General features: G+C 66.5%; 20 protein-coding genes. 9 read left to right on the plus strand and 11 right to left on the minus strand.

Translation table 11 applies throughout. From position 1 onward, the window contains the following. The first annotated feature begins 7 nt into the window (after positions 1-7). Positions 8-1816: an ABC transporter ATP-binding protein gene (locus tag VGM20_00915; protein ID HEY4099417.1), complete on the plus strand. Its 1809-nt coding sequence runs from the start codon at positions 8-10 to the stop codon at positions 1814-1816. Then, on the plus strand, positions 1813-2790 hold the full coding sequence (locus VGM20_00920; protein HEY4099418.1) for a glycosyltransferase: 978 nt from the start codon (positions 1813-1815) through the stop codon (positions 2788-2790). Before VGM20_00915 ends, VGM20_00920 begins: the two co-directional genes overlap by 4 nt. Here the strand turns inward: VGM20_00920 and VGM20_00925 are convergent. Together VGM20_00925 and VGM20_00930 are read right to left on the minus strand one after the other, a co-directional pair. Next, positions 2772-3704, minus strand: a complete 933-nt coding sequence (locus tag VGM20_00925) for a glycosyltransferase (GenBank protein ID HEY4099419.1) — start codon at positions 3702-3704, stop codon at positions 2772-2774. The genes VGM20_00920 and VGM20_00925 overlap by 19 nt on opposite strands. After that, positions 3704-4549 (minus strand): FkbM family methyltransferase, encoded by an 846-nt coding sequence (locus VGM20_00930; GenBank protein ID HEY4099420.1) that lies wholly within the window; start codon positions 4547-4549, stop codon positions 3704-3706. Before VGM20_00930 ends, VGM20_00925 begins: the two co-directional genes overlap by 1 nt. Positions 4550-4587: 38 nt before the next feature. Between VGM20_00930 and VGM20_00935 the strand changes: the two genes are divergently transcribed. Next, on the plus strand, positions 4588-5466 hold the full coding sequence (locus VGM20_00935) for a hypothetical protein (GenBank protein ID HEY4099421.1): 879 nt from the start codon (positions 4588-4590) through the stop codon (positions 5464-5466). A 37-nt stretch (positions 5467-5503) separates the two neighbouring features. Here the strand turns inward: VGM20_00935 and VGM20_00940 are convergent, their stop codons facing one another. Continuing rightward, the gene (locus tag VGM20_00940) at positions 5504-6481 is read right to left on the minus strand and encodes a glycosyltransferase (protein HEY4099422.1); all 978 of its coding nucleotides are present in this window, start codon (positions 6479-6481) and stop codon (positions 5504-5506) included. A 69-nt stretch (positions 6482-6550) separates the two neighbouring features. Between VGM20_00940 and VGM20_00945 the strand changes: the two genes are divergently transcribed. Continuing rightward, positions 6551-7795 carry a glycosyltransferase family 4 protein gene (locus VGM20_00945; protein ID HEY4099423.1) on the plus strand — a complete coding sequence of 415 codons (1245 nt, stop codon included), beginning with the start codon at positions 6551-6553 and terminating at the stop codon, positions 7793-7795. Here the strand turns inward: VGM20_00945 and VGM20_00950 are convergent. After that, positions 7780-8397 (minus strand): porin family protein, encoded by a 618-nt coding sequence (locus tag VGM20_00950; protein HEY4099424.1) that lies wholly within the window; start codon positions 8395-8397, stop codon positions 7780-7782. The genes VGM20_00945 and VGM20_00950 overlap by 16 nt on opposite strands. 62 nt (positions 8398-8459) lie before the next feature. Beyond that, entirely contained in the window at positions 8460-9092 is a 633-nt protein-coding gene (locus VGM20_00955) for a porin family protein (GenBank protein ID HEY4099425.1), read from the minus strand. Positions 9093-9180: 88 nt separating this feature from the next. Here VGM20_00955 and VGM20_00960 point away from each other — a divergent pair, with 88 nt between their 5' ends. Continuing rightward, positions 9181-10086, plus strand: a complete 906-nt coding sequence (locus tag VGM20_00960) for an ABC transporter permease (protein HEY4099426.1) — start codon at positions 9181-9183, stop codon at positions 10084-10086. Here VGM20_00960 and VGM20_00965 read toward each other — a convergent pair. After that, on the minus strand, positions 10022-10948 hold the full coding sequence (locus VGM20_00965; protein ID HEY4099427.1) for a sterol desaturase family protein: 927 nt from the start codon (positions 10946-10948) through the stop codon (positions 10022-10024). The two genes, VGM20_00960 and VGM20_00965, sit on opposite strands and share 65 nt — an antisense overlap. Positions 10949-11050: 102 nt before the next feature. On the opposite strand from VGM20_00965, the gene VGM20_00970 reads away from it, so the two are divergent. Then, entirely contained in the window at positions 11051-12196 is a 1146-nt protein-coding gene (locus VGM20_00970) for an aminotransferase class V-fold PLP-dependent enzyme (GenBank protein HEY4099428.1), read from the plus strand. 22 nt (positions 12197-12218) lie between these two features. Here VGM20_00970 and VGM20_00975 read toward each other — a convergent pair whose 3' ends face one another. The 3 genes from VGM20_00975 to VGM20_00985 are packed head-to-tail and all read right to left on the minus strand — an operon-like array spanning position 12219 to position 14880. Continuing rightward, positions 12219-13259 (minus strand): hypothetical protein, encoded by a 1041-nt coding sequence (locus VGM20_00975; protein HEY4099429.1) that lies wholly within the window; start codon positions 13257-13259, stop codon positions 12219-12221. Beyond that, positions 13256-13741 (minus strand): GNAT family N-acetyltransferase, encoded by a 486-nt coding sequence (locus VGM20_00980; GenBank protein HEY4099430.1) that lies wholly within the window; start codon positions 13739-13741, stop codon positions 13256-13258. Before VGM20_00980 ends, VGM20_00975 begins: the two co-directional genes overlap by 4 nt. Beyond that, positions 13738-14880: a DegT/DnrJ/EryC1/StrS family aminotransferase gene (locus VGM20_00985; protein HEY4099431.1), complete on the minus strand. Its 1143-nt coding sequence runs from the start codon at positions 14878-14880 to the stop codon at positions 13738-13740. Before VGM20_00985 ends, VGM20_00980 begins: the two co-directional genes overlap by 4 nt. Positions 14881-15003: 123 nt before the next feature. Here VGM20_00985 and rfbB point away from each other — a divergent pair, with 123 nt between their 5' ends. Genes rfbB through rfbC form a run of 3 tightly spaced genes read left to right on the plus strand, consistent with a single transcriptional unit; the run spans position 15004 to position 17494 of the window. Then, positions 15004-16062: a dTDP-glucose 4,6-dehydratase gene (gene rfbB / locus VGM20_00990; GenBank protein ID HEY4099432.1), complete on the plus strand. Its 1059-nt coding sequence runs from the start codon at positions 15004-15006 to the stop codon at positions 16060-16062. Continuing rightward, positions 16059-16934, plus strand: a complete 876-nt coding sequence (gene rfbA / locus VGM20_00995) for a glucose-1-phosphate thymidylyltransferase RfbA (protein ID HEY4099433.1) — start codon at positions 16059-16061, stop codon at positions 16932-16934. Before rfbB ends, rfbA begins: the two co-directional genes overlap by 4 nt. Continuing rightward, positions 16934-17494 carry a dTDP-4-dehydrorhamnose 3,5-epimerase gene (rfbC, locus tag VGM20_01000; protein ID HEY4099434.1) on the plus strand — a complete coding sequence of 187 codons (561 nt, stop codon included), beginning with the start codon at positions 16934-16936 and terminating at the stop codon, positions 17492-17494. The genes rfbA and rfbC overlap by 1 nt, the downstream gene beginning before the upstream one ends. Before the next feature lie 21 nt (positions 17495-17515). Here rfbC and VGM20_01005 read toward each other — a convergent pair whose 3' ends face one another. Together VGM20_01005 and VGM20_01010 are read right to left on the minus strand one after the other, a co-directional pair. Beyond that, entirely contained in the window at positions 17516-19474 is a 1959-nt protein-coding gene (locus tag VGM20_01005; protein HEY4099435.1) for a kelch repeat-containing protein, read from the minus strand. Next, positions 19471-20415, minus strand: coding sequence for a glycosyltransferase family 2 protein (locus VGM20_01010; protein ID HEY4099436.1), 945 nt, complete (start codon positions 20413-20415; stop codon positions 19471-19473). Before VGM20_01010 ends, VGM20_01005 begins: the two co-directional genes overlap by 4 nt. Positions 20416-20761: the final 346 nt, after the last annotated feature.

The following is a 20761-nucleotide window of genomic DNA, read 5'->3' on the forward strand; positions in this document are numbered from 1 at the left end:
TCGCGACATGCGGCGGCGCCTCTTCGCGCTGATGCGCCCGTACCGCGTCGTGTTCGGCGGCGGAATGGCGCTGGCAATGGTCGCAGCGGTCCTCGACGCCGTGACGGTCGTCCTGCTGGTGCCGCTGCTCAAGCAGCTCTTCGGCACGGCAGGCGCGCTGAGCGGAGGTTCAACGCATCTCGAGACGTTGCTCGATAGCGCGCTGGCACCCTTGCTGGCAAACCGGACCCGCGAAGGAGCGACGATCGTTCTCGTCCTGCTCTTTCTCGCCGCCGTCTTCGTCAAGAACCTCGCCACGTACCTCTCGGCGTACTTCTCCGTGCTGGTGCAGGAAGGGATGGTCAAGGACCTGCGAGTCCGGCTCTATCGCCATCTGCTCCGCCTCGATCTCAACGTGATGCAGCGCACGCGCGGCGGTCAGCTGGCGGCCGCGTTGGTGAGCGATGCCGACCAGGTCAAGCTTGTTGTCTCGGCGGTGCTCGCCACCCTCTTCCAGAACATCGTGCTGGTGCTCGCGACGATCGGCGCGCTGCTGCTGATTTCGGTCCGCCTCACCATCATGGTCCTGGCACTCGCCCCGATTCTGATCGTCGGCGTGCAGGCCGCGGTGGCGCGGCTCAAGCGGCACGCCCACGCCTTCACCCACGAACGCGGCGAACTGACGGCGATCGTCACCGAACGACTTGCCGCGGTCAAGCTGATCCGGGCGTCCGGGGCCGAATCGAGTGAAGACCTCCACTTCCGGGCCCAGGCCGAGCGGTATCGCAAGGGCATCGTCCGCACGCAGCGTTTCGCGCTGCTCACGTCGCCGCTCAGCGAACTCTTCGGCGGCGCCATCGTGGTGCTGATCCTCTGGGCCGCGTCAAATCCGTCGATCTCCGGTGTCGTCCTCGACACGGCGCCGACGATCTCCTTCCTGATTCTCGCCTTGCGGGTGATGTCGCCGCTCAAGGCGATCACCCAGGCGCCGGCCCAGCTGGCACAGGCCGAAGCAAGTGCGGCCCGGATCTTCTCGCTGCTCGACATCCCGCCGGCCGACGTCGATCCACCCGGCGCGCGCACCGCGACGTTCGAACGCGACCTCACCTTCGACGACGTGACCTTCGGCTACGACCCCGGCGTTGCGGTGCTCCGCGACGTCTCCCTTCGAGTGTCGAAGGGAGAGATGGTGGCGCTGGTCGGACCGAGCGGAGCGGGGAAGACCACCCTCCTCGAACTGGTGCCGCGCTTTCACGATCCCGATCGCGGCCGCATCCTTCTCGACGGCGTACCGATCACCGAGTTGTCGCGGACATCACTTCGGGGATTGATTGCAGTGGTTTCCCAGGACACCGTGATCCTGCACGACACCGTGCGCGCCAATATTGCCTACGGATGCAGTGCCGTCACGGACGACGCCGTTCGCGCCGCGGCGCAGGCCGCCAACGCGCACGAGTTCATCACCGCGCTTCCCGACCGGTACGGCACGGTCCTCGGCGAGCGCGGCACGCGGCTCTCCGGCGGCCAGCGGCAGCGCATCGCCATTGCCCGGGCCCTGTTGCGGGACGCGCCGATCCTGATTCTCGACGAGGCGACCAGCGCCCTCGACACCGAATCGGAGCGGCTGGTGCAGGAGGCGATCGACCGCCTGGTACGCGACCGGACCGTGCTGGTGATCGCCCACCGCCTGGCCACGGTGCGCGAGGCCGACCGGATCGTGGTCCTCGACGGCGGGCGGGTCGTCGAGGCGGGGAGTCACGCACAGCTGTACGCCTTGGGCGGCCTCTATCGTCGCCTGCACGACCTTCAGTTTTCTGTGGACGAGGTGACCACGTGAGCGGCGAACGTTCGGTGCTCTTCATCGCAGAATTCGACGACATCTACAACGCCCACGCCTCCCAGCAGCGGCGTGCGCTCGAACGTCTCGGCGCCAAGGTTTCGGTGTTCGACCTTGCCTCGCGGTCGGGCCTGCTCGCGCGATTTCGGAATGGCGATCTCGCCAAGCGGCTCGAACGGTCGCTCGACGAGGTGCAGCCTGACCTGGTGCTCGTCAACGGCAGCGAGCTGATCGACGAAGCGATGGTCGACCGCGTCCGCCCGCGCGCCCGTGCTCGCTGGATCAACTGGCTGCCGCACGACATGCGCCAGATCTCCGAAGCGATCGTGCTCGCCCGCCCCTTCGACCAGATCTACGCCATCGGGACCGATGTCGCCGCGGAGATCGCCGACCGCCTCGGCCGTACCGTCGACGTCCTCGCCTTCGCCGCCGATCCGTCGATCTATCGGCCGATTCGCACGCGCGACCAGTATCGCGCCAACGTGATCTTCGCCGGCACCGCGACACCGCGCCGCGAGCGGCTCCTCTCGGGATTGGTGGAATTCGGGCTGGCGGTGTGGGGACCCGGCTGGCGGAAGACGACGCTGCGCGACTACTGCCGCGGCGAGGCGCCGTCCACCGAGGAGTACCTCAAGGCGTACGCCGGCGCCACCGTGGCGGTCAACATCCATCACGTGCTGGTTGAGAACGATCCCCGCGAAGCGTCGTGCAATCAGCGGCTCTTCGAACTGGCGGCGATGGGGGCGGCCCAGGTCGTCGACGATCGCGGCGACCTGCCGCGCTACTTCGAGGATGATCGGGAGGTCGCGGTCTTCCACGACGGCGAGCAGATGCGCAATCTCGTGCGGCAGCTCCTCGAAACGCCGTCGGAAGCGGAGCGGCTCGGTCAGTCCGCCCGTGCTCGACTACTGCAGGATCACACCTACATGCACCGCCTCCGCCACCTGCTGCTCGATCAGCCGCGCCCGCGGTAGGTCGCGATCGTCTCGCGATAGAGTGCGAGATAGGCTTCCGCCATCAGCAGGTGGGTGAAGCGCTGCAGCACGCGATTCCGGATCGCTTCGGGGTCGAGCATGCCGAGCGCGGGACGCAATCGCACCAATTCGTCAACCGAGTCACCCAGCGCTCCTGATTCCGGCGTCACGATCTCCGGCAGCGCACCGCGGTGGGTGCCGAGGACCGGCGTACCGCTCACCATCGCCTCGATGGTGGTGAGTCCGAACGGTTCGTCCCATTGCGCCGGCATCCAGAGGCAGGCGGCGTCGGCGAGGAGCGACACCTTCCGTTCGCCACCGACCTGGCCGATGAACTGGATGTCGCGACGCACCGATGGACGCCACCCTCCCGCGACCACCAGCCGCTGCCCCGCATCGCGCGCGCCGCTGACCGCCCACTGCCATCCCTTCACCGAGTGGAGTCGGCCCAGGAAGAGATCGAAATCGCCCTTGGTGGGCGAGAAGCGATAGTCTGCGGGGTCCAGCCCGTTGTGCACCCAGCGCGCAATGCCGTGGCGGCGCGCGTGGTCGGCCGACACGGCAATGGCGGTGTCGAGGAGTTCCGGTTCGGGAGTGGCGTTGCCGTGCAGCGTCCAGGCGTAGGGGGTGCTACGCGGCATGTGCCGGAGCGGCGCATGCGAGTGGACGATGTCGACGCCGGGCGGGAGATACGGCGTGAGGTCGGGCCCGCCGCGCTGGAACCCGATCTTCGGATCGATCGGGATCACGGTCGCTTCGGGAACGTCGCTGCGCGGCCCGGCGATCAGCGTGACCCGATGGCCCAGCGCCGCGAGCCCGCGCGCCAGCCAGACGATGACCCGCTCGAGCCCGCCGTACCGCGTGATCGGCATGCGCGCCGGATGATAGAGAACGACGTGGAGTGGTGCGGTCATCAGAGGCCGGCGATGCTGCTGCGGTCCTCGTCGGGAACGCAGCACACGTCATAACTGCGCCAGCGGGTCAGGTTCTCCGGTGTGACCGGATCGCCGAAATAATTGTCATCGCCTTCCACGCGATACACCGCATAGCGATGGTCGACGAGATAGCGATACAGCTGCTGCCGGTATCCCGGCGGCTCATGCTTGAGATCGAACATCTCGACGTGGAGGATTGGCCGCTGTCGCTGCAGCAACTCCTCGAGTGTTTCGAGGACGGCGAGATCGAATCCCTCGGTATCGACCTTGATGAACCGGACGCGCTCAATCAGGTCGGGGTGCGTGCGATCGAGAAAGTCCTGCAGGTTTCGTCCCTCGACTTCGAGGGTGAACGCGCTCGCGTGCCGCCACCGGCTGAGCCCTTCATGATAGCCGCCGTTGCAGTATCCCGGCTCACCGTACTGGAATTCGAACCGTCCGTCGTGCCGCATCGCGGCGAACGGATACGGCACGATGTGCGTCCTGCCGGCATTGAGCGACGCATTCTTCTCGAGCACGCCGAACACATTCGGATTGGGCTCGAATGCGAGAACCGTTCCCGTAGGGCCGACCGCCAGCGCGATCGGAATGGCGGTGTCGCCGACATGCGCACCGATATCGAGCGCCACGTCGCCGGGGCGCAGGAAGCGGCGGAGCTGATCGACCGCCGCCTGCGATGGAGCGACGGTGTAGGCGCGGTGATGCAGCCATCGCGCGACGTCGACCCGACCCTCGCGTTGCAGGTGATGCGACTCGACCGTGAAGCCGAAGGTCCGGGCGCGCGGCTTCATCCCGAGCAGGTAGAAGAATTCCTTGATTTTCATCGGCAGGCGATGACCATGTCTGTGTATTATGCTCCGCGATGGCCACCGTATCAGTAGCGGGCTTCAGCATCGTTCGCAATGCCACGCTGCTCGATTTTCCACTCGAAGCGAGCGTCGGATCAGTCCTCCCGGTTGTCGACGAATTCATACTCGCCGTGGGCCGTTCCGACGATGATACGCTCGCCCGCGCCCGCGCGATCGGTGATCCGAAGGTGCGCATCATCGAAACCGCCTGGGACGCCGCGCGCGGCATCGCCGTCCTTGCCGACGAAACATCGCGCGCGCTCCAGGAGTGCCGGGCGCCGTGGGCGATCTACATCCAGGCCGATGAGGTATTCGCGGACGGCGGTGCCGACCGGATGCGCGCCGCGATCGAACGGGCCGACCCCGATTCTCGCATCGAAGGGATCACCGTCGACTACCGGCACTTCTATGGTGGGTTCGACACCCTCGCAGCAAATCGCAAATGGTACCGCCGCGAAATTCGCGCAGTGCGGACGGGTCGCGAGTACGGCATCCGGTCCTACGGCGATGCGCAGGGTTTTCGCGCCGGCGATGCGTCACGACGGGTGCGCTGCATTGCCAGTGACGCCGTGATGCACCACTACGGCTGGGCGCGTCCCGTTCAGGCGATCGCCGCCAAGCGTGCGGAGGATACTGCGATTGATCCGATCGCGCGGCGGCGTGACGTCGAACGTCCGCTCCTTCCCTGGATTCCCGGGTTACGCCCGTTCGCCGGCGAACATCCCGCGATCATCCGCCCGTGGATTGCGTCTCGAACGGAACAGCGTGTCACCATCGCGCCCAGGCGCCTTGAGCCGCATCATCTTCGACTTGCGGCGTCGGGGTGGATCGAGCGCCTGACCGGCTGGCGACCGTTCGAGTATCGCAACTACACCCTGATCACACCGGACTGAGCCGGCGCGCGCGCGGCCACCGCCGGCGCGGCGTTCGTCAGCGCTGGAGCGGATACTCGGCGCCGGTCAGCAGCATCTGCATCCGGTGATCGTAGGTGTGCGCGGCGAGCGCGTGCGCGTGTGCGCGCGCGGACATCGCCGAGCGGAATGCCGGATCACCGACGAGTCGCCTCACCTGTTCGACGCATTCGGCGGGCGAGCGATACCACAGGCAGTGCGTCTCACCCTCGGCGAATTGCTCGATGCCGCGCACGTACGGGCCCACATACGCGCCGCCGCAGCCGAAGATCTTCCACATCCGGTTCGACGCAGACGCGTAGTCCTCCTCCTGCTCCGGCATCGCATTCGCGCCCAGCGACGCCGCGGCGCCCCGCACGACCTTGGCAAACTCGCTGCCGTGCACCGATTTCCCGGCGATCGGGAATGAGGTCTTCGCATCCTTCCATCCGGGCCCGCGCACCTGGAGGGTGAATTGTGACGCCACCGCTTCGAGGACCGGCCATCGATACGGATATGGACCCGATCCGACGAACGACGCGTCGCACTGGTACTCCGGCCGCGTGGATGTTGCTGGCACGTCGCGATCGGGATCCATCGCCTGCGGCAGGAAGCGAACGACCGGTACGCCATCCCGGCGGTACTGCTCGAGCTGTGCGGCATAGGTGAGGTACAGCGTACCACAGCGGCGCGCGAGGTCGATCACCCCGGTCTGCGGCCGTGGGTCCACGTGCCACATCGCCGTCGATCGGCCGCGAAAAAGCCGGTCGAGCCGGGCGGCACCCAGCCGCTGCGCTTCGCGGGTGCAGAGGATGAAATCCGGGTCGTAGCGCTCGATGCTGTATTCCAGAAGCGCTGGAGCGAGGGCGCGAAGGCGGCGATGCCACCCCAGCACATCGAAGACGCGTGCCTCGGCGCCGAGGCGTCGCGCCGCGCGGGCGTAGGCATCCTCGTCGCGGTGAGGTGCCCACGCGCCCAGGATGGCGAGTCGCTTGACCGGGATCGCTGCGGGAATCACGGACGGGAAGTAGCTGATTCCCGATGCCGGCGGCAAGTCGCCGACGCCCCGGTCCTGATAACTTCACTCGTGCGCGAGGCCCCCGACCACGACCTCCTGTTCGCCTACGACTTCCCGCCGATGGGCGGTGGGATCGCGCGCTGGATGGCCGCCATGGCCGAACGGTACCCGCCCGGAAAGCTCACGGTATCGAGCGGAACGCTCGAAAGCGCCGAAGCGACCGATCCGCAGTTTCCCCAGACGATCGACCGGATTCCGGTGCATTCCGACCGGCTGCGCACTGTCGCGGGACTCCTGGCCTGGTCGCGACGCGCGGTGTCACTCTCCAGCGACCCGGCAATGCGATTCGCCTGGTGCGACAGCGTGCGTCCCGCGGGCTACCCGGCCCGCTGGGCGTTCCGGCGGACCGGCCTTCCCTACGGTATCGTGGTGCACGGCGGCGACCTCCTCACGCTGCGCCAAAGGATGGAGCGCTCCCGCTTCAAGCACGGTGTCATGCGCTCGATCCTCCACCACGCCACCGTCTCTGTCGCCAACTCGCGCTGGACCGCCGAACGTCTCCGCGACCTCCTCCACGACGTGGGACTGCCGCACGCCGCGGCACGGATCCGCGTCGTCCCCCTCGGCACCGATCCGTCGAAGTGGCGATTCGACGCCGAAGCCGCCGCCGCGTTCCGCGACCGTCGCAATCTTCCGAGTGGTCGCTGGCTGGTGACCGTGGCGCGGATGGTGGAATACAAGGGGATCGATACGGCGATCAGGATCGTCGCCGAACTCCTCCCCACGATTCCGGACGTGCAGTATGCGGTCGTTGGCCGCGGCGGGCACGAGGAGGCGCTGCGCGAACTCGCCGCAACGCTCGGCGTCGCCGATCGCGTGCATCTCCTCACCGATGTCGGCGACGACGAACTCGCTGCAGCGTATTCGATGGCCACGGTGTACGTGGGGCTCACGCGCGAGACACCGACCGATGTCGAGGGGTTCGGGATCTCGTTCGTCGAGGCGGCGGCGTGCGGGCTGGCGGTGATCGCCACGCGGACCGGCGGCATCCGTGACGCGGTGGGAGATGGCGAGACCGGCCTGCTGTTCGATCCCGCAGATCTCGCGGGGGTGACGGCGATCCTCACCCAGCTGCTGCGCGACCCGTCGCAGGCGCGCCGGATCGGCGCGGCAGGTCGCGCGCGCGTCGAACGCTACCTCAACTGGGATCGCGTCGTCGGCGACATGCAGCGCATCGCGGAGGAGTGCGGGCGCCGGGCGGCACGCCCGATGGCGTACCGCACGGCGTCAACCGACGATTACTTGCGGAAGTGATATCCGAGCAGGATCAGGAGTGCGTGGTTCTTCACGCTGGTGCCGTCGGGGGCGTCGCTGTCGACGTTGACGAGACCGAGATCGTACCGCGCGGTGACGGCAAACTGGCCGAACCGGACTCCGCCGCCGAACATCACGGAGAAATCAGTGCTCTTGTAATTGTTGCCAGCCTCGGAACAACTCAGACTCAAGGTCCCTGCGCCGGGCTTCGAGTCTTCCTCGGTGCACGACGTCTTGAATGCGACGGCAGGCCCTCCAAGCACGACGAATCTCACCGGCCCGGTCCCAAACAGCGCATGCACCAGGACTGGAACTTCGATGTAGCTGCCCTTTACCGAGAAGGTATTCCCGCTGCTGTTGACCTTGTACCCCTTTTGGACGTACATCAGGTCTGGTCCAACAGCGATATCCGGCGCAATCGTGGCAGTCACCGTGATTCCCGCGGCGAACCCGCTGCGTGACGAAGGGTTGAAGCTGACTGCGCCGTCGCTGATGCTCGCACCCGAGCTGACGAAGCCGCCGAGGACGCCGATTCGCGCCTGCGCGTGCATCGGTGCTGCAACGACGACGGTGCCGAGCAGGACGGGAAAAAACTTCCGCATGAAAGCTCCTGAAATGAGGGTGAGGTCCTTGATACCGGTGTTCAATTCAGCAGGGCACATGTTCAGAACCGGATCGCCAACACCGCCGACAGCGTGCGGGTTTTCACATTGAGATCACCTGCGCCGCCACCGTTGACCGCTTCCTGCACGTTGCTGATCCCCAGGTCTGCCCGCGCACCAAGTGACCAGTGCCGAAACTCGATGCCGGCCTCGGCGATGCCGCTGACCTCGGTCGACTTGAAGTCGGGCCCGTCGACGGCGTCCTTGCAGTCCTGGGAGGCTCCGGCATCGACCGCCTGTTCGGTAATCTTGCAGCCGAGCTTGATGCCGACAGCTGGTCCGGCGCCGACGTATAGATGCATCGGCAATCCGATCCGGAGGATCAGCGGAACCTCGAGGTAATCGAGGCTGGTCTTCGACCCTGCGTCATCACTGAAATCGCTGCTCTTGGCGCCCTTCACCGTGTAGTACGCCCCGGGCTGCACCGCGAACCCGAGTGCCCCGATCCGGACGAATGCGCCCGCGATGAAGCCGGTGTTGTTCTTCAGGTCAGTGCTGAAATCGCCAGTCAGCGTCGACATGTTCGCCCCGGCCATCACCCCGAACGACACCAACTGCGCATCGGCGCGCTGCAACGGTGCTGCCGCAAGCGTCGCGACGACTGGAACCACGAGCCAACGGGATGCTCGAACCATCGACCCCTCCGGATTGAGATGAGTGATCCCCATGCTATCGGCTCGTGCTGCCACGAGCCGTACCCCGCAACCGCAGTAGTTTACCGCCATGGCCGCGTTCCCGGCGCCCCACGCCGAACCACTCCCCGCGAACCACGCGCGCTCGCCACTCATCGAGGCGCTCGCCGACCGCTGGCGTGCCGACGCCTTCTTCCGGCTCGGCGCGCTCCTCGTGGCACTCGTAGTCGTCGCCGCGATCCTGGCGCCGTGGATCGCACCCCACGATCCGTTGCAGGGCGATCTCGCCCGCGACTATCTCGCGCCGCCGGGCGGCCGCTTCCTCTTCGGTGCCGACGCACAGGGAAGAGATGTCCTCTCCCGCGTGCTGTACGGCGCTCGCCTCTCGCTCATCGTCGGACTCATCTCGCAGCTGGTCGCCGTGTCGCTCGGGCTGATGCTCGGCCTCGTGTCCGGTTATTACCGTGGTGCCACCGACCTGGTCATCATGCGGCTCGCCGACATCACCCTCGCCTTCCCGAGTCTCCTCCTGCTGATCGCCGTCGCGGCCGCCATCAGGCCGTCGCTCCCGGTCATCTTCGTGATCATCGGCGCGGTCGGCTGGGCCGGAATGGCGCGCCTGGTCCGGTCGCAGGCGCTGGTCCTGTCGAGGAGCGAGTACGTGATCGCGGCTCGGGCGCTCGGGGCCCCCGACAGGCGGATCATGCTTCGGCACCTGGTCCCCAACGTGCGCACCGTCGTCATCGTCAGCGCCACCCTCGGCATTGCCGGCGCGATCATGGCTGAAGCCGCACTCTCGTTCGTCGGCCTCGGCGCGCAACCGCCAACGCCGAGCTGGGGAGCAATGGTTTCTGAGGGGCGAGACCTGATCCGGGTCGCACCGTGGGTCTCGGTGGCGCCGGGGCTCGCGATCGGCGTCGCGGTCCTCGGCTTCAATCTGCTGGGAGACGGTCTTCGCGAGGCGCTCGATCCGCTGTCGCGTTCGAGCCGCTCATGATCCTGCGGAAGGGATCGACCAACTGTCGCGCGATGGCGCGGACCGGGCCGGTGGTACTGAAATCCATCCCGACAACGCCGGTCTCCGGATATTCGTCGGTCGCGGCGTAGAGCGTGCCGAAGAGGCGATCCCAGATGGAGAAGATGTTGCCGAAGTTCCGATCCTGGTGCCGCAGTTCGATCGAGTGGTGAATCCGGTGGAACTGCGGTGACACGAAGACGTAACCCAGCGGCCCGAACGTGGCGCGCACGTTGGAATGCTCGAATCGCGAATACGCCGCCATCAGGAAACCGATCGCAAGAATCTCCGCCGGCGCGATCCGCAGCGCGAACATCGGAATCGTCAGCACGGTGTACGCCACCAGGATGTCGACGAAATGCAGTCGCAGATCGGTAAACTGATTGAGCTCCCGCTGCGAATGGTGGATGGCGTGGAAGTGCCAGAAGATCCCGGTGTGCCGCACCCGATGATGGACGTAGGTCAGGAAGTCGGCTGCCAGCAGCGAGACGGCGACCTTGATCCAGGTGGGCCACGCCGCCATCACGGCGATCACGCCATGGCCGCCGGTCACCCAGGTATAGGCCTGTTGCAGGACCCCCACGTACGCGGGAAGTGCGGCGACCGCGAAGAGCGTCTGGAGATTGAGCCAGCCGAAATCCTCGAGAAGCGCCCTCGAAAAGACCTTCTGCCGGCGCACCGCAGGGATCACCGCTTCGAGCACCAGGACGAACACGACGGAGCCCCAGAGCCACCACTCGGTATAAAGCGTCCGCGCAGCCCAGTAATATTCCTTGACGCCGGTCGGCACCGACGCCCAGAACGAAGCGATTGCGGACCCGCCGTCGAGATGAGGTACTGGCATCGGCGACTCGTGGCAGAAAGACGACTGCAAATCCGCCGCAAGTGATATGCCAGTGTTGATCCGTTCCTGCAGTTCACTCGCACCCGGACACCAGGAAGCACCGTGACCTTCGATGACCTGCGCCGCGATGAATTCGGGGCGCTCAATGATGGCGGGATCTTTCTCAACAGCGCGAGCATCGGCCCCCTTCCCGCGCGGTCGGTGGCGGCCCTTGCAGCGTGCAATCGCGATCGCGCCCGGCCGGGGATCTGGCCGCTCGAACGGATCAACACCATTCTCGACGAGTCACGGTGGCTCGCCGGGCGGTTGATCAACGCAGACTCATCGACGATCGCGTTGATGCCCAACACCACCACCGGCCTCAACATCGCCGCCCGCGCGCTGCCGCTCGATGCCGGGGAAATCGTGCTGACCTTCGACCGGGAGTTCCCCGCCAACATCTATCCCTGGGCAGCGCTCGGCCGGGGAATCGCACTCGAGCGGATTCCGGTCGCGGAAAACGGATGGCCGGATGAGGCCAGGATGCACGAGCGGCTCCGCGATCCGCGCGTTCGCGCCGTCACGGTCTCACTGACGCAGTTCAGCAACGGCTACACCGTCGATCTCGCCGCGCTCTCGCGCGCCACGCGTTCGAACGGGCAATGGCTGATTGTCGACGCCATCCAGTCGGTCGGCCAGATGCCGATCGACGTCGAGGCCACACCGGTCGACTTCCTCGCGTGCGGCGCGCAGAAATGGCTGCTCTCGCCGTGGGGGACCGGATTTCTGTACGTGAGGAAGGAGCTCTGCACGGCGTTCGAACCGACCTTCGCCGGCTGGGCGGCGTACATGGGGAGCAACGACTACACCCGGCTCACCAGCTACGACCCGCGGCCGTGGCCCGATGCGCGACGCTTCGAGCTGCTCACCTTCCCGGTACAGGACTTTGCGGCGATGAACGCGTCACTTGGCATCATCCTCGGCGCTGGTACCGACACTGTCATGCGGCACACCCGCGCACTCCACCAGCCGGTGATCGACGCAATGCACGCCTGCGGGGGGCGGGTGACGTCGCCATCGGGAGAGCACGGCTCGGCGATTCTCTGCGTGCAGCCGGCCGGCAACGTGTCCGCGGCGTTTGCCGCGCTGCAGCGCGCCGGGGTGCACTGCTCGTTGCGGGAAGGGTCGATTCGTCTGAGCCCGCACCTGTTCAATTCGATGGACGAGATGCGAACGGTCGCGACGCAGTTGAGCGTGCCCGCGCACTAAGTCGTTCGACCGGCCGTCCGCCTCAGCGCCGGCCGAGATGTTCGCGCAGGGCAGCGATCGGAAGATTGTCGACGAGCGGGCGCTCTCGCTTGAACCATGCATGCGCCTCGTCGGCGATGCGCCGCCGTTCATCCGGTCTCGCGAGGTAGTGGCGGCAGCGTTCGGCGATCTCGTCGTATCCGCACGTTGCGGCACGCGATTCGAACGCCGGATCGGCGGCATGCGGTGCGGCGCGTTCGTGGATCACGAAGCGCCGATTCGAGAGGAGATGGTCGAGGCGCGCGAAGTCGAAGATATGGGCCTTCTCGTCGTCGTGCTGATGCATGCCGAGGATGATCTTGGCGCGAGCCAGCAGCTCGTCGAGTTGTTCACCGTACGCCGGGTTGAAGAGTGTCACGGTGTGCACGGCGATGCCGGCCTTTTCCATCGCCAGCACCAGCCGCAGCCGCCGCGGCGAGAGCTGGCCCACGAAGAGGACATCGATGTCCTCGACCAGTCCCTTCGTCGCGGTGTGCCGCTGGTAGCTCGCCTCGTAGTACGGCGCATAGCCGAACGGCACATGGCGGAACGGAACGCCGAGCGACTCGACCCACGGCGCGTTCGCGGCAGAATACCCCCACACCTCGACCGCACCACGCATCGCGTCGAACCATTCGGTGTCTTCGCGCCATTCCCGCACGTCGAGCGGCTCGGCGTTGAAGAAGATGTACCGCGGCGGGAGATAGTCCATGTAGTACTGATTCCAGAAGGCGATCCAGAGATCGGTACTCACCCGGTTGCTGACCCTGCGGCCGAACGAGAGACCGCTGCGAACTTCAACCGGAATGTCGTGCTGTCGAAGCAGGTCGGCGATCGCCTCCGACTTGCGAGCGAAATCAGGCCACGCATAGTAGATCACGACCTTGCGCGCCCGGCTCCCGCGCACAAGGCGATTGGTTGCAGCGAGCGTGCTCAGGACCTTCCGTCGCACTGCAGTCCGGACCCGCGTCGAGAGGCGTGGTGGCAGCGGTCGCGGCTGCGGACGCGGTGGTGTCGACGGCGACGGAGTCTGCTGCGCGGTCACAGGGCGCGCCGCATCTGGATGCTGTCCACGGTTCCGCCGTCGCGGACCGCGACCGCCCCCCTGCGACCGGTCTCTTCGAAGCCGAGTGACCGATAGAGGCCAAGCGCCACCGCATTGTGGCTCAGCACTTCGAGGCGGAGCTCGGCCACATCCTGCGTGGTGCGCAGCCACTCGACGAATAGCGCGTAGGCCGGCTTCGCCAATCCCCTGCCGCGGAACGCCCGGTGCAGATCGGCACCGATCTCCAGTGATCGCGCCGCCGGGTCGAAGCCGCCCGTCCGGAAATAGCCGATCGGCGTCGCTTCGTGCTCGATGATGTAGAACGCGGGATGCTGCGTCGCGAACCAGTGGCGGCATTCGTCGAGGGTGAATGGCCGGTCATCATGCAGGAAATGCCGGCACTCGTTGCGGATCTCGAGCAGAAAGGGAAGATCGGCTTCCATGAGCGGGCGGATGGTGAACCGTTCCCCCACGCCGCTCACCACCCCGACCGGATCACGCTCACCACCCGCTCGGCATCGGCCACGGTCATGTGCGTGTGCAACGGGAGGACGAGATAGTCGTGCTCGACGGCATCCATGTGCGGAAAGTGGCCGCGGGAGGCCCCGAAGACGCTATATCGATCGTTGCGATAGTGGACCTGGTTCGACTCGATCCGATGTTCGCGCAACTTCTGCTGCAGGCCGATCCGGTCACGGGCAAAGACGGTGCAGAGCCACGCTGCGTGCAGGCGGTCGGTGAGGCCGCCGCCGATGAACTCCAATCCCGGAATTCCCGTGAGTCCGCATTCGTACACGTCGAAAAGCTTCCGTCGCAGCGCGAACGTCTCGTCCCACTCCTCCAGCGCCGCCAGTCCCATCGCCGCCGCGATGTCGGTCATCTGGTACTTGTAGCCGATTTCGGTGATGTCGTTGTCCCAGATTCCCTGCTGCTTCCCGGCGCGGTCGATCCCGAACCAGCGGAGCCGCTGCGCGGCAGCGAGCAACGCCGGATCCCGCATCACCAGCATCCCGCCATCGCCGGTGGTGATGTGCTTGATTGCCTGGAACGAGAAGATGGTGAACGGCGAGATCCCGCCGATCGGCGCTCCGCGGTACGTCGCGCCGACGGCGTGGGCCGCATCCTCGATCACCGGGATCCCCGCCTCGGCGGCGATCGCATGCAGTTCGTCGAGATCGCACGGCAGGCCGCCGTAGTGCACGCAGACGATCGCCCGCGTGCGGGACGTCACCAGCCGCCGCACGTGGTCGACGTCGATGTTGAGCGAATGCCGCTGGACGTCGGCAAAGACCGGCTTCGCGCCGAGGTACAGCAGCGGGATGTTCGTTGCAGTGCAGGTGAAGAGCGGCGTGATCACTTCGTCGCCGGGGCCGACGCCCGCGAGCAGATACGCGAGGTGCAGCGCGTCGGTACCGGAGCCCACCGCCGCCGCGGGAAACTGGTTGCAGAAGCGCGCCGAAAACTCCGCTTCGAACTGCGCCACCGCCGGCCCCTGGCCGATCCAGCGGGTCGTCAATTGCTCGGCGACCCGCTCGCGGGCGCGGGCGCTCACCTGGGGGCGGAAGAGTACGATGGACCCTTCCGCTTCCTCCATCAACGGGAGATCGAGCGGTGCCGTCACGCGGGGAAGTTGATCACGGCGGAGTGACGGCGCAACACCGCAGAACCGCTGGTGCCGCGCCGATATATCTTTTGCCCGGCGCGCAGATCGTGCGATCCACCTCGATTCCAGGGCAGGCCGGCGATGGCAACCTATCTCGTCACGGGAGGGGCAGGCTTCATCGGGTCGGCGCTGGTGCGTCAGTTGATCGCTGCCGGTGACGCGGTGGTCAACGTCGACACGCTCACCTACGCCGGCAACCTCGACTCTCTCGGCGCCGCCCGCGCCGATCCACGACATCACTTCGCCCAGGTCGATATCTGTGACGGGGATGCGCTTCGCGTGCTCTTCGCGGAGCATCGTCCCGACGCCGTCCTGCACCTCGCCGCGGAATCGCACGTCGACCGGTCGATCGACGGTCCGGCGCCGTTCATCCGGACCAACGTCGTCGGAACCGCCACGGTGCTCGAGGCGGCGCTGGGATACTGGACCTCGCTCGACGCGCCGGCGCGGGAGAGGTTTCGCGTGGTGCATGTCTCGACCGACGAAGTGTTCGGTTCGCTCGGCTCCGATGGAGCGTTCGGCGAATCGACGCCGTACGATCCCAGTTCGCCCTATTCCGCCAGCAAGGCCGGGTCGGATCATCTGGCGCGTGCGTGGCAACGGACCTACGGCCTTCCCGTTGTCGTCACGAATTGCTCGAACAACTACGGGCCATATCAGTTCCCGGAAAAGCTGATTCCACTCGCCATCGAAAAGGCCGTGCACGGCGAACCCGTACCGGTATACGGTCGCGGCGAGAATGTCCGGGACTGGCTCCACGTCGACGACCACGTTCGAGCGCTCCGACTCGCCGTGCGACGCGGCGTGCCAGGCCGAACGTATCTCTTTGGCGGGCGAAGCGAGCGGAATAACCTTGCAGTGGTGCACGCGATCTGTGACCTCGTCGACGAACTTCGTCCTGACCCTTCCGGTTCGCGCCGCCGATTGATCACCTTCGTCGCCGACCGGCCGGGGCATGATCTTCGCTACGCCATCGATCCATCACGAGCCAATCGTGAGCTGGGGTGGGAGCCGCAGGAAACCTTCGATAGCGGCCTCCGGCAGACGGTGCAATGGTATCTCGATCACCGCTCGTGGGTCGAACGGGTGATGAGCGGCGCATACCGCGGCGAGCGGCTCGGCACCGGAGGAACACGATGAAGGGAATCATCCTGGCAGGCGGTACCGGCTCGAGACTCTGGCCGATCACGCGCGGCGTGAGCAAGCAGCTCCTGCCGGTCTTCGACAAACCGATGATCTACTTCCCGCTCACCACGCTGATGCTGGCCGGGATCCGCGACCTGCTGGTCATCACCACGCCCCACGAACAGCCGCAATTCCAGGCGTTGCTGCGTGACGGAGCGCAGTGGGGCCTCGACATCTCGTACGCGGTGCAACCGAAACCCGACGGCATTGCGCAGGCGTTCACCATCGGCCGCGATTTCGTCGGCGGCCAATCAGTCACCCTCATTCTCGGCGACAACATTTTCTACGGGCACGGCCTCGTCGACTTGCTGCAGCGATCGATCGCCCGGACTGATGGCGCGACTGTCTTCGGCTATCAGGTGAGCGACCCCGAGCGCTACGGCGTGGCGCGGATCGACGCCAGCGGAATGGTGACCGCGATCGAGGAGAAACCGGTTGCGCCGGGATCGAACTTCGCCGTCACGGGGCTGTACGTCTACGACGCGCAGATCACCGAGATCGCCGGTGCGCTCACTCCCTCCCCGCGCGGGGAATACGAGATCACCGACGTCAATCTGGAGTACATGCGGCGTGGGCAGCTGCGGATGGAACTGCTCGGCCGAGGCTTCGCGTGGCTCGACACCGGCACCTACGACTCGCTCCACGAAGCCGGTGCCTTTGTCGCAACACTCCAGCGCCGCCAGGGATTGCAGGTGGCGTGTCCCGAGGAGATCGCGCTGCGCAACCGATGGATCACCGCCGCCGATGTCGAGGCGCTCGCCGCACCGATGGCCAGGAATCCGTACGGCCAGTATCTCCTCAAGCTGGCGACGGAAGCCCGCAGCTGATGGAGGTCACGCCTCTCGAGATCAGCGGAGTCCTTCGCATCGAGCTTGCGCTCCATCGGGACTGGCGCGGGCGATTCGTCGAACTCTGGAACGACCAGCGCTACCGCAGCGCGGGAATCGGGCGCCCGTTCGTCCAGGACAACATCTCGGTCTCCGATCGCGGTGTACTCCGCGGGATGCACTACCAGTTCCCCGACGGCCAGGGGAAGCTGGTCTCGGTGGTGCATGGCGCCGTCTTCGACGTGGTGGTCGACGTACGCCATGCGTCGCCGACGTTCGGCCGATGGATCGGCGTGGAATTGTCGGATGAGAATGGCGTGCAGCTCTACGTGCCGCCCGGGTGCGCGCATGGATATCTGGTGGTGTCGGAGCGCGCGGTGTTCAACTACAAATGCACCGGTTACTACTCGCCGCAGCACGAACACACCTTCCGATGGGATGACCCCGCCGTGGGGATCGCGTGGCCTACCGACGCACCGCCGCGACTCGCGGCGAAGGACCTCGACGCGCCGCTCCTCGCCGCGATTCCGGCGCACGCCCTGCCGCCGATGGAGCTATAGTAACGATTGGTAGAGCGGTGTTCAGGGCGCCGTGGGCCAGATCGTTTCGGCGGTCGCGGTGCTGCTCTCCCCCGAATGCGAACCGCCGCCGGCCACGATCACCAGGCCGTCCCACGTCACCGGAAAGATCCCGTGACGCCCCGCCGGCAGCGGCGTCCCCTGCCGCCAGCTGTTGCGCACGGGGTCGTAGATGTCGACGCGGGCATACGTCCCCATCGCGTTCGCACCGGCGCCATGCACCGTCTCTCCGCCGATCACCCAGAATTCGCCGTTGACCCACACCGCTTTCCCCATCCCGCCACGCGCCTGCGGCAACGGGGTCGGTGCGCCTGTCGATCCATCACTCACCGTCCAGCGATTCGTTGCCGGATCGTAGATCTGTACGTCGTTGAATCCGTCGGCGAGAACATTCCCGCCCTTCCGGCCACCGAAGACGAAGAGCCGCTTCCCGTCGGTCGCGGAGGCGGCGTGATTGCGGGGCCGCGGCATCGGCGCGATCGATGTCCAACGCATCGTGGACGGATCGAGCACCGCTCCCTGCGCGGTGGTACTGTCCCCGACCACGCCACCGGCGACGTAGATCCTGCCATCGATCACCGCCGATGCGCACGAGCCGGCCGCAAACGGCAGCGGCGGACCGAGTGTCCAGCGGTTGGCCACCGGGTCGAAGATCTGGACAATGCCACTCGGCGTGGCGCCGAGGTCGCCAAGCAGCCAGAGCTTGCCGTCGAGCACCTCGGCGGCATGATGGTCGCCTTGAAGCGGTCGGCCCGCGGCATGATTTTCATCCCAGCGGCCGGTCGCGAGATCATAGATGAGCGTATGGCCGTCTTCGCTTCCGAGCAGGTACAGCTTGTTGTCGATCACACCCGCGGCGACTTCGCCGAGCGGGATCGGCATGCTGTCATCCTGGTGCCACTCGTTGCGCAGCGTGGTTTTCCAGAACGTCCGATTTTCCGGGACGTCGCCGTGGTCGGCGCCGAGGCCCAGATACGCGGTATCGCCAACGACCGCCGCGACCGGCGCGAGCATCGCCAGCGGGATTCGTCCGAGATTGGCCCACTGATTGGCGACCGGATCGTACGCGATGATGTCGTCGATGTTGTAGCGTGCCGACCCGAGCGACCGCCCGCCCATCAGCACGATCCGGCCGCCGACGACATTGGTGGACGGCTCGACATGCGACACCGGGAACGGCAGCGACGCAACCGAATCCCACACGCCGGTGCGCAGGTCGTATCGCGTCACTGCCGAGACGTCGACCGGAACCGGATCGTGACCGACGGCGCCGCCGATCACGTAGATCGCACCGTCGACCACCGCCGCGGTGAGGTGGCCACGCCCCAGCGCGAGCGGCGCTGCGCCATGCCAGGCGGAGTCGCCGGGGGCGAGCCACCAGTGGTCGTGCGAATCGGTGTTGCGGTCGGGAAGCCAGCCGCCGATGAAGTGCAGGGTATCTCCTGCCAGTGCAACGCTCCCCCCGCCGCGTGCCGCTGGAAGCGGTGGTCCCGGTGACCAGCTGTCGGTGGCGACCGCGTAACGCCAGACGCGCTCCGTGGCGGTTCCGGGGTGATCCCCTTCGAAACCTCCGGCGATCCAGACCGTGTCGCGCAGCAGCACCGCCGCCGTGTGGGTCACGGCCTGGGGCATGTCATGCTTGCGAGTCCACCGGCCGGTGTGGAGGTCGAGAATCTCGACGCGGCTCGCGGCGATACCGTGCTCGGTCTGGAATCCGCTGAACAGGATCATCGAATCGCCGGTGATCACCCGCAGCGCTTCGTAACGTGGCAGATCGGTCGATGCGAACGCCGTCCACCCCGGCGTACGAAGCGGGTGAAAGTGCTTCTCCACCCGGGCAATCACCCGCGCGACCCGCCGCGGCGGATGCATCCCCGCGGCGAATCCTGCACCGAGCAGGAGCATCGCAACCACGAGGAAGAGGAGTGGTCGCGTGCGAGGGGCGCCAGGCGCGGTGGTCACGCCCCCTCCGGCGTGGCGATCGAATCACTCTGCTTGAGACGCCGCCGGCGGCGCGAGTACATGTCGATCCAGGTCATGAGCACGGAGCGTGACGGCCAGGGCAAGAGCAGCGGCCAGAGAGCGCTGCGGACCGCCAGCGCGGCCGCGCCCCAGCGATGTGCGCGGAGATCGTCGGCGAGCCGGTCGAGGACCTTCGGCAGGTATCGCTTGATCATCACGATGCGAAGGCGATTCCCGGCCGCGTGGCCGCCGCGCCCGACCAGCTGACTGACCTGGCGAGCGAAACTCGGCGCCAGTTCGAGCTGCCTCAGCTTGGCGCTGAAGCTCCCCGCGTGTTCGCGATAGTTGATGACCGGCGCCAAGTAGACGGCGAACGGTCCGTGCCGCGCCAGGCGGAGATTCAGGAACCAGTCATCGATGCCGAAGAGATTGCTGGCGTAGCCGCCGGCCTTCCAGAAGGTGGTGGCGCGGATCAGCGTCGCGCCGCCCTGGTATTCCGAGCCGTCGAGCAGCAGGTCGAAGTGATCATCGTTCGGCGCGGGATTGGGAAACCAGACCGGTTCGCCGGGTCGCGAGACCATCCGGGTCGCGCCGGCCGCGGCGACCACGTCGGGACGCGCGTCGAGACGGTCGCCCAGTTGTTCGAGTGCGTCGGGCAGGAGGACGTCGTCGTCGTCGAAGAACAGGAAATACTCGGACGTCGCATGCCGTGCGCCCAAGTCGCGCGCCGCGGGGGCGCCGCCGTTCGGCTTGACGAGGATGCGAAGTCGCCCCTGGTGCGGCAGGTCCGCCACGAACGGTGTCGGATCAATCGGCGCGCCGTCACTCACCACGATGATCTCGGTCGCCGGCCGCGTTTGCGCAAGCACACTCTCGACCGCCTCGCGAAGCAGCGCGCCGTGGTCATACGTCGGGATGATGACGGCGATCGAGCCCGGCATGCTTGCCATGTCAGCAATGACTCCGCGAATCGAGTAGCTGCGAACTCACTCTATGCGTATCGAATCGATCGGGGAATGCCGAAAGGTACGAACGGCGCCGCGTGAATGCGAATCACGACGGGGCGGCGCGCAAGGCGTCGTCGTCATCCACAAATGCATCAATGTCTCCCCCGACGAAGGTGATGCGAACGTGATGAGCAATGCGCGGCGCCAGGATGCCCGCTCCATCGCGCTGATCGCGTCGACCCCCGGTGGAAGTTCGGGAGTGATCAGGCAGATCTTCACCGGTGCAGCCCTTTTCTGGCGCATGGCCCGACGAACGGATTCTCAACAAGACTGCTGCTTT

The sequence above is a fragment of the Gemmatimonadales bacterium genome (genome assembly GCA_036500345.1).
GTDB lineage: Bacteria > Gemmatimonadota > Gemmatimonadetes > Gemmatimonadales > GWC2-71-9 > Palsa-1233.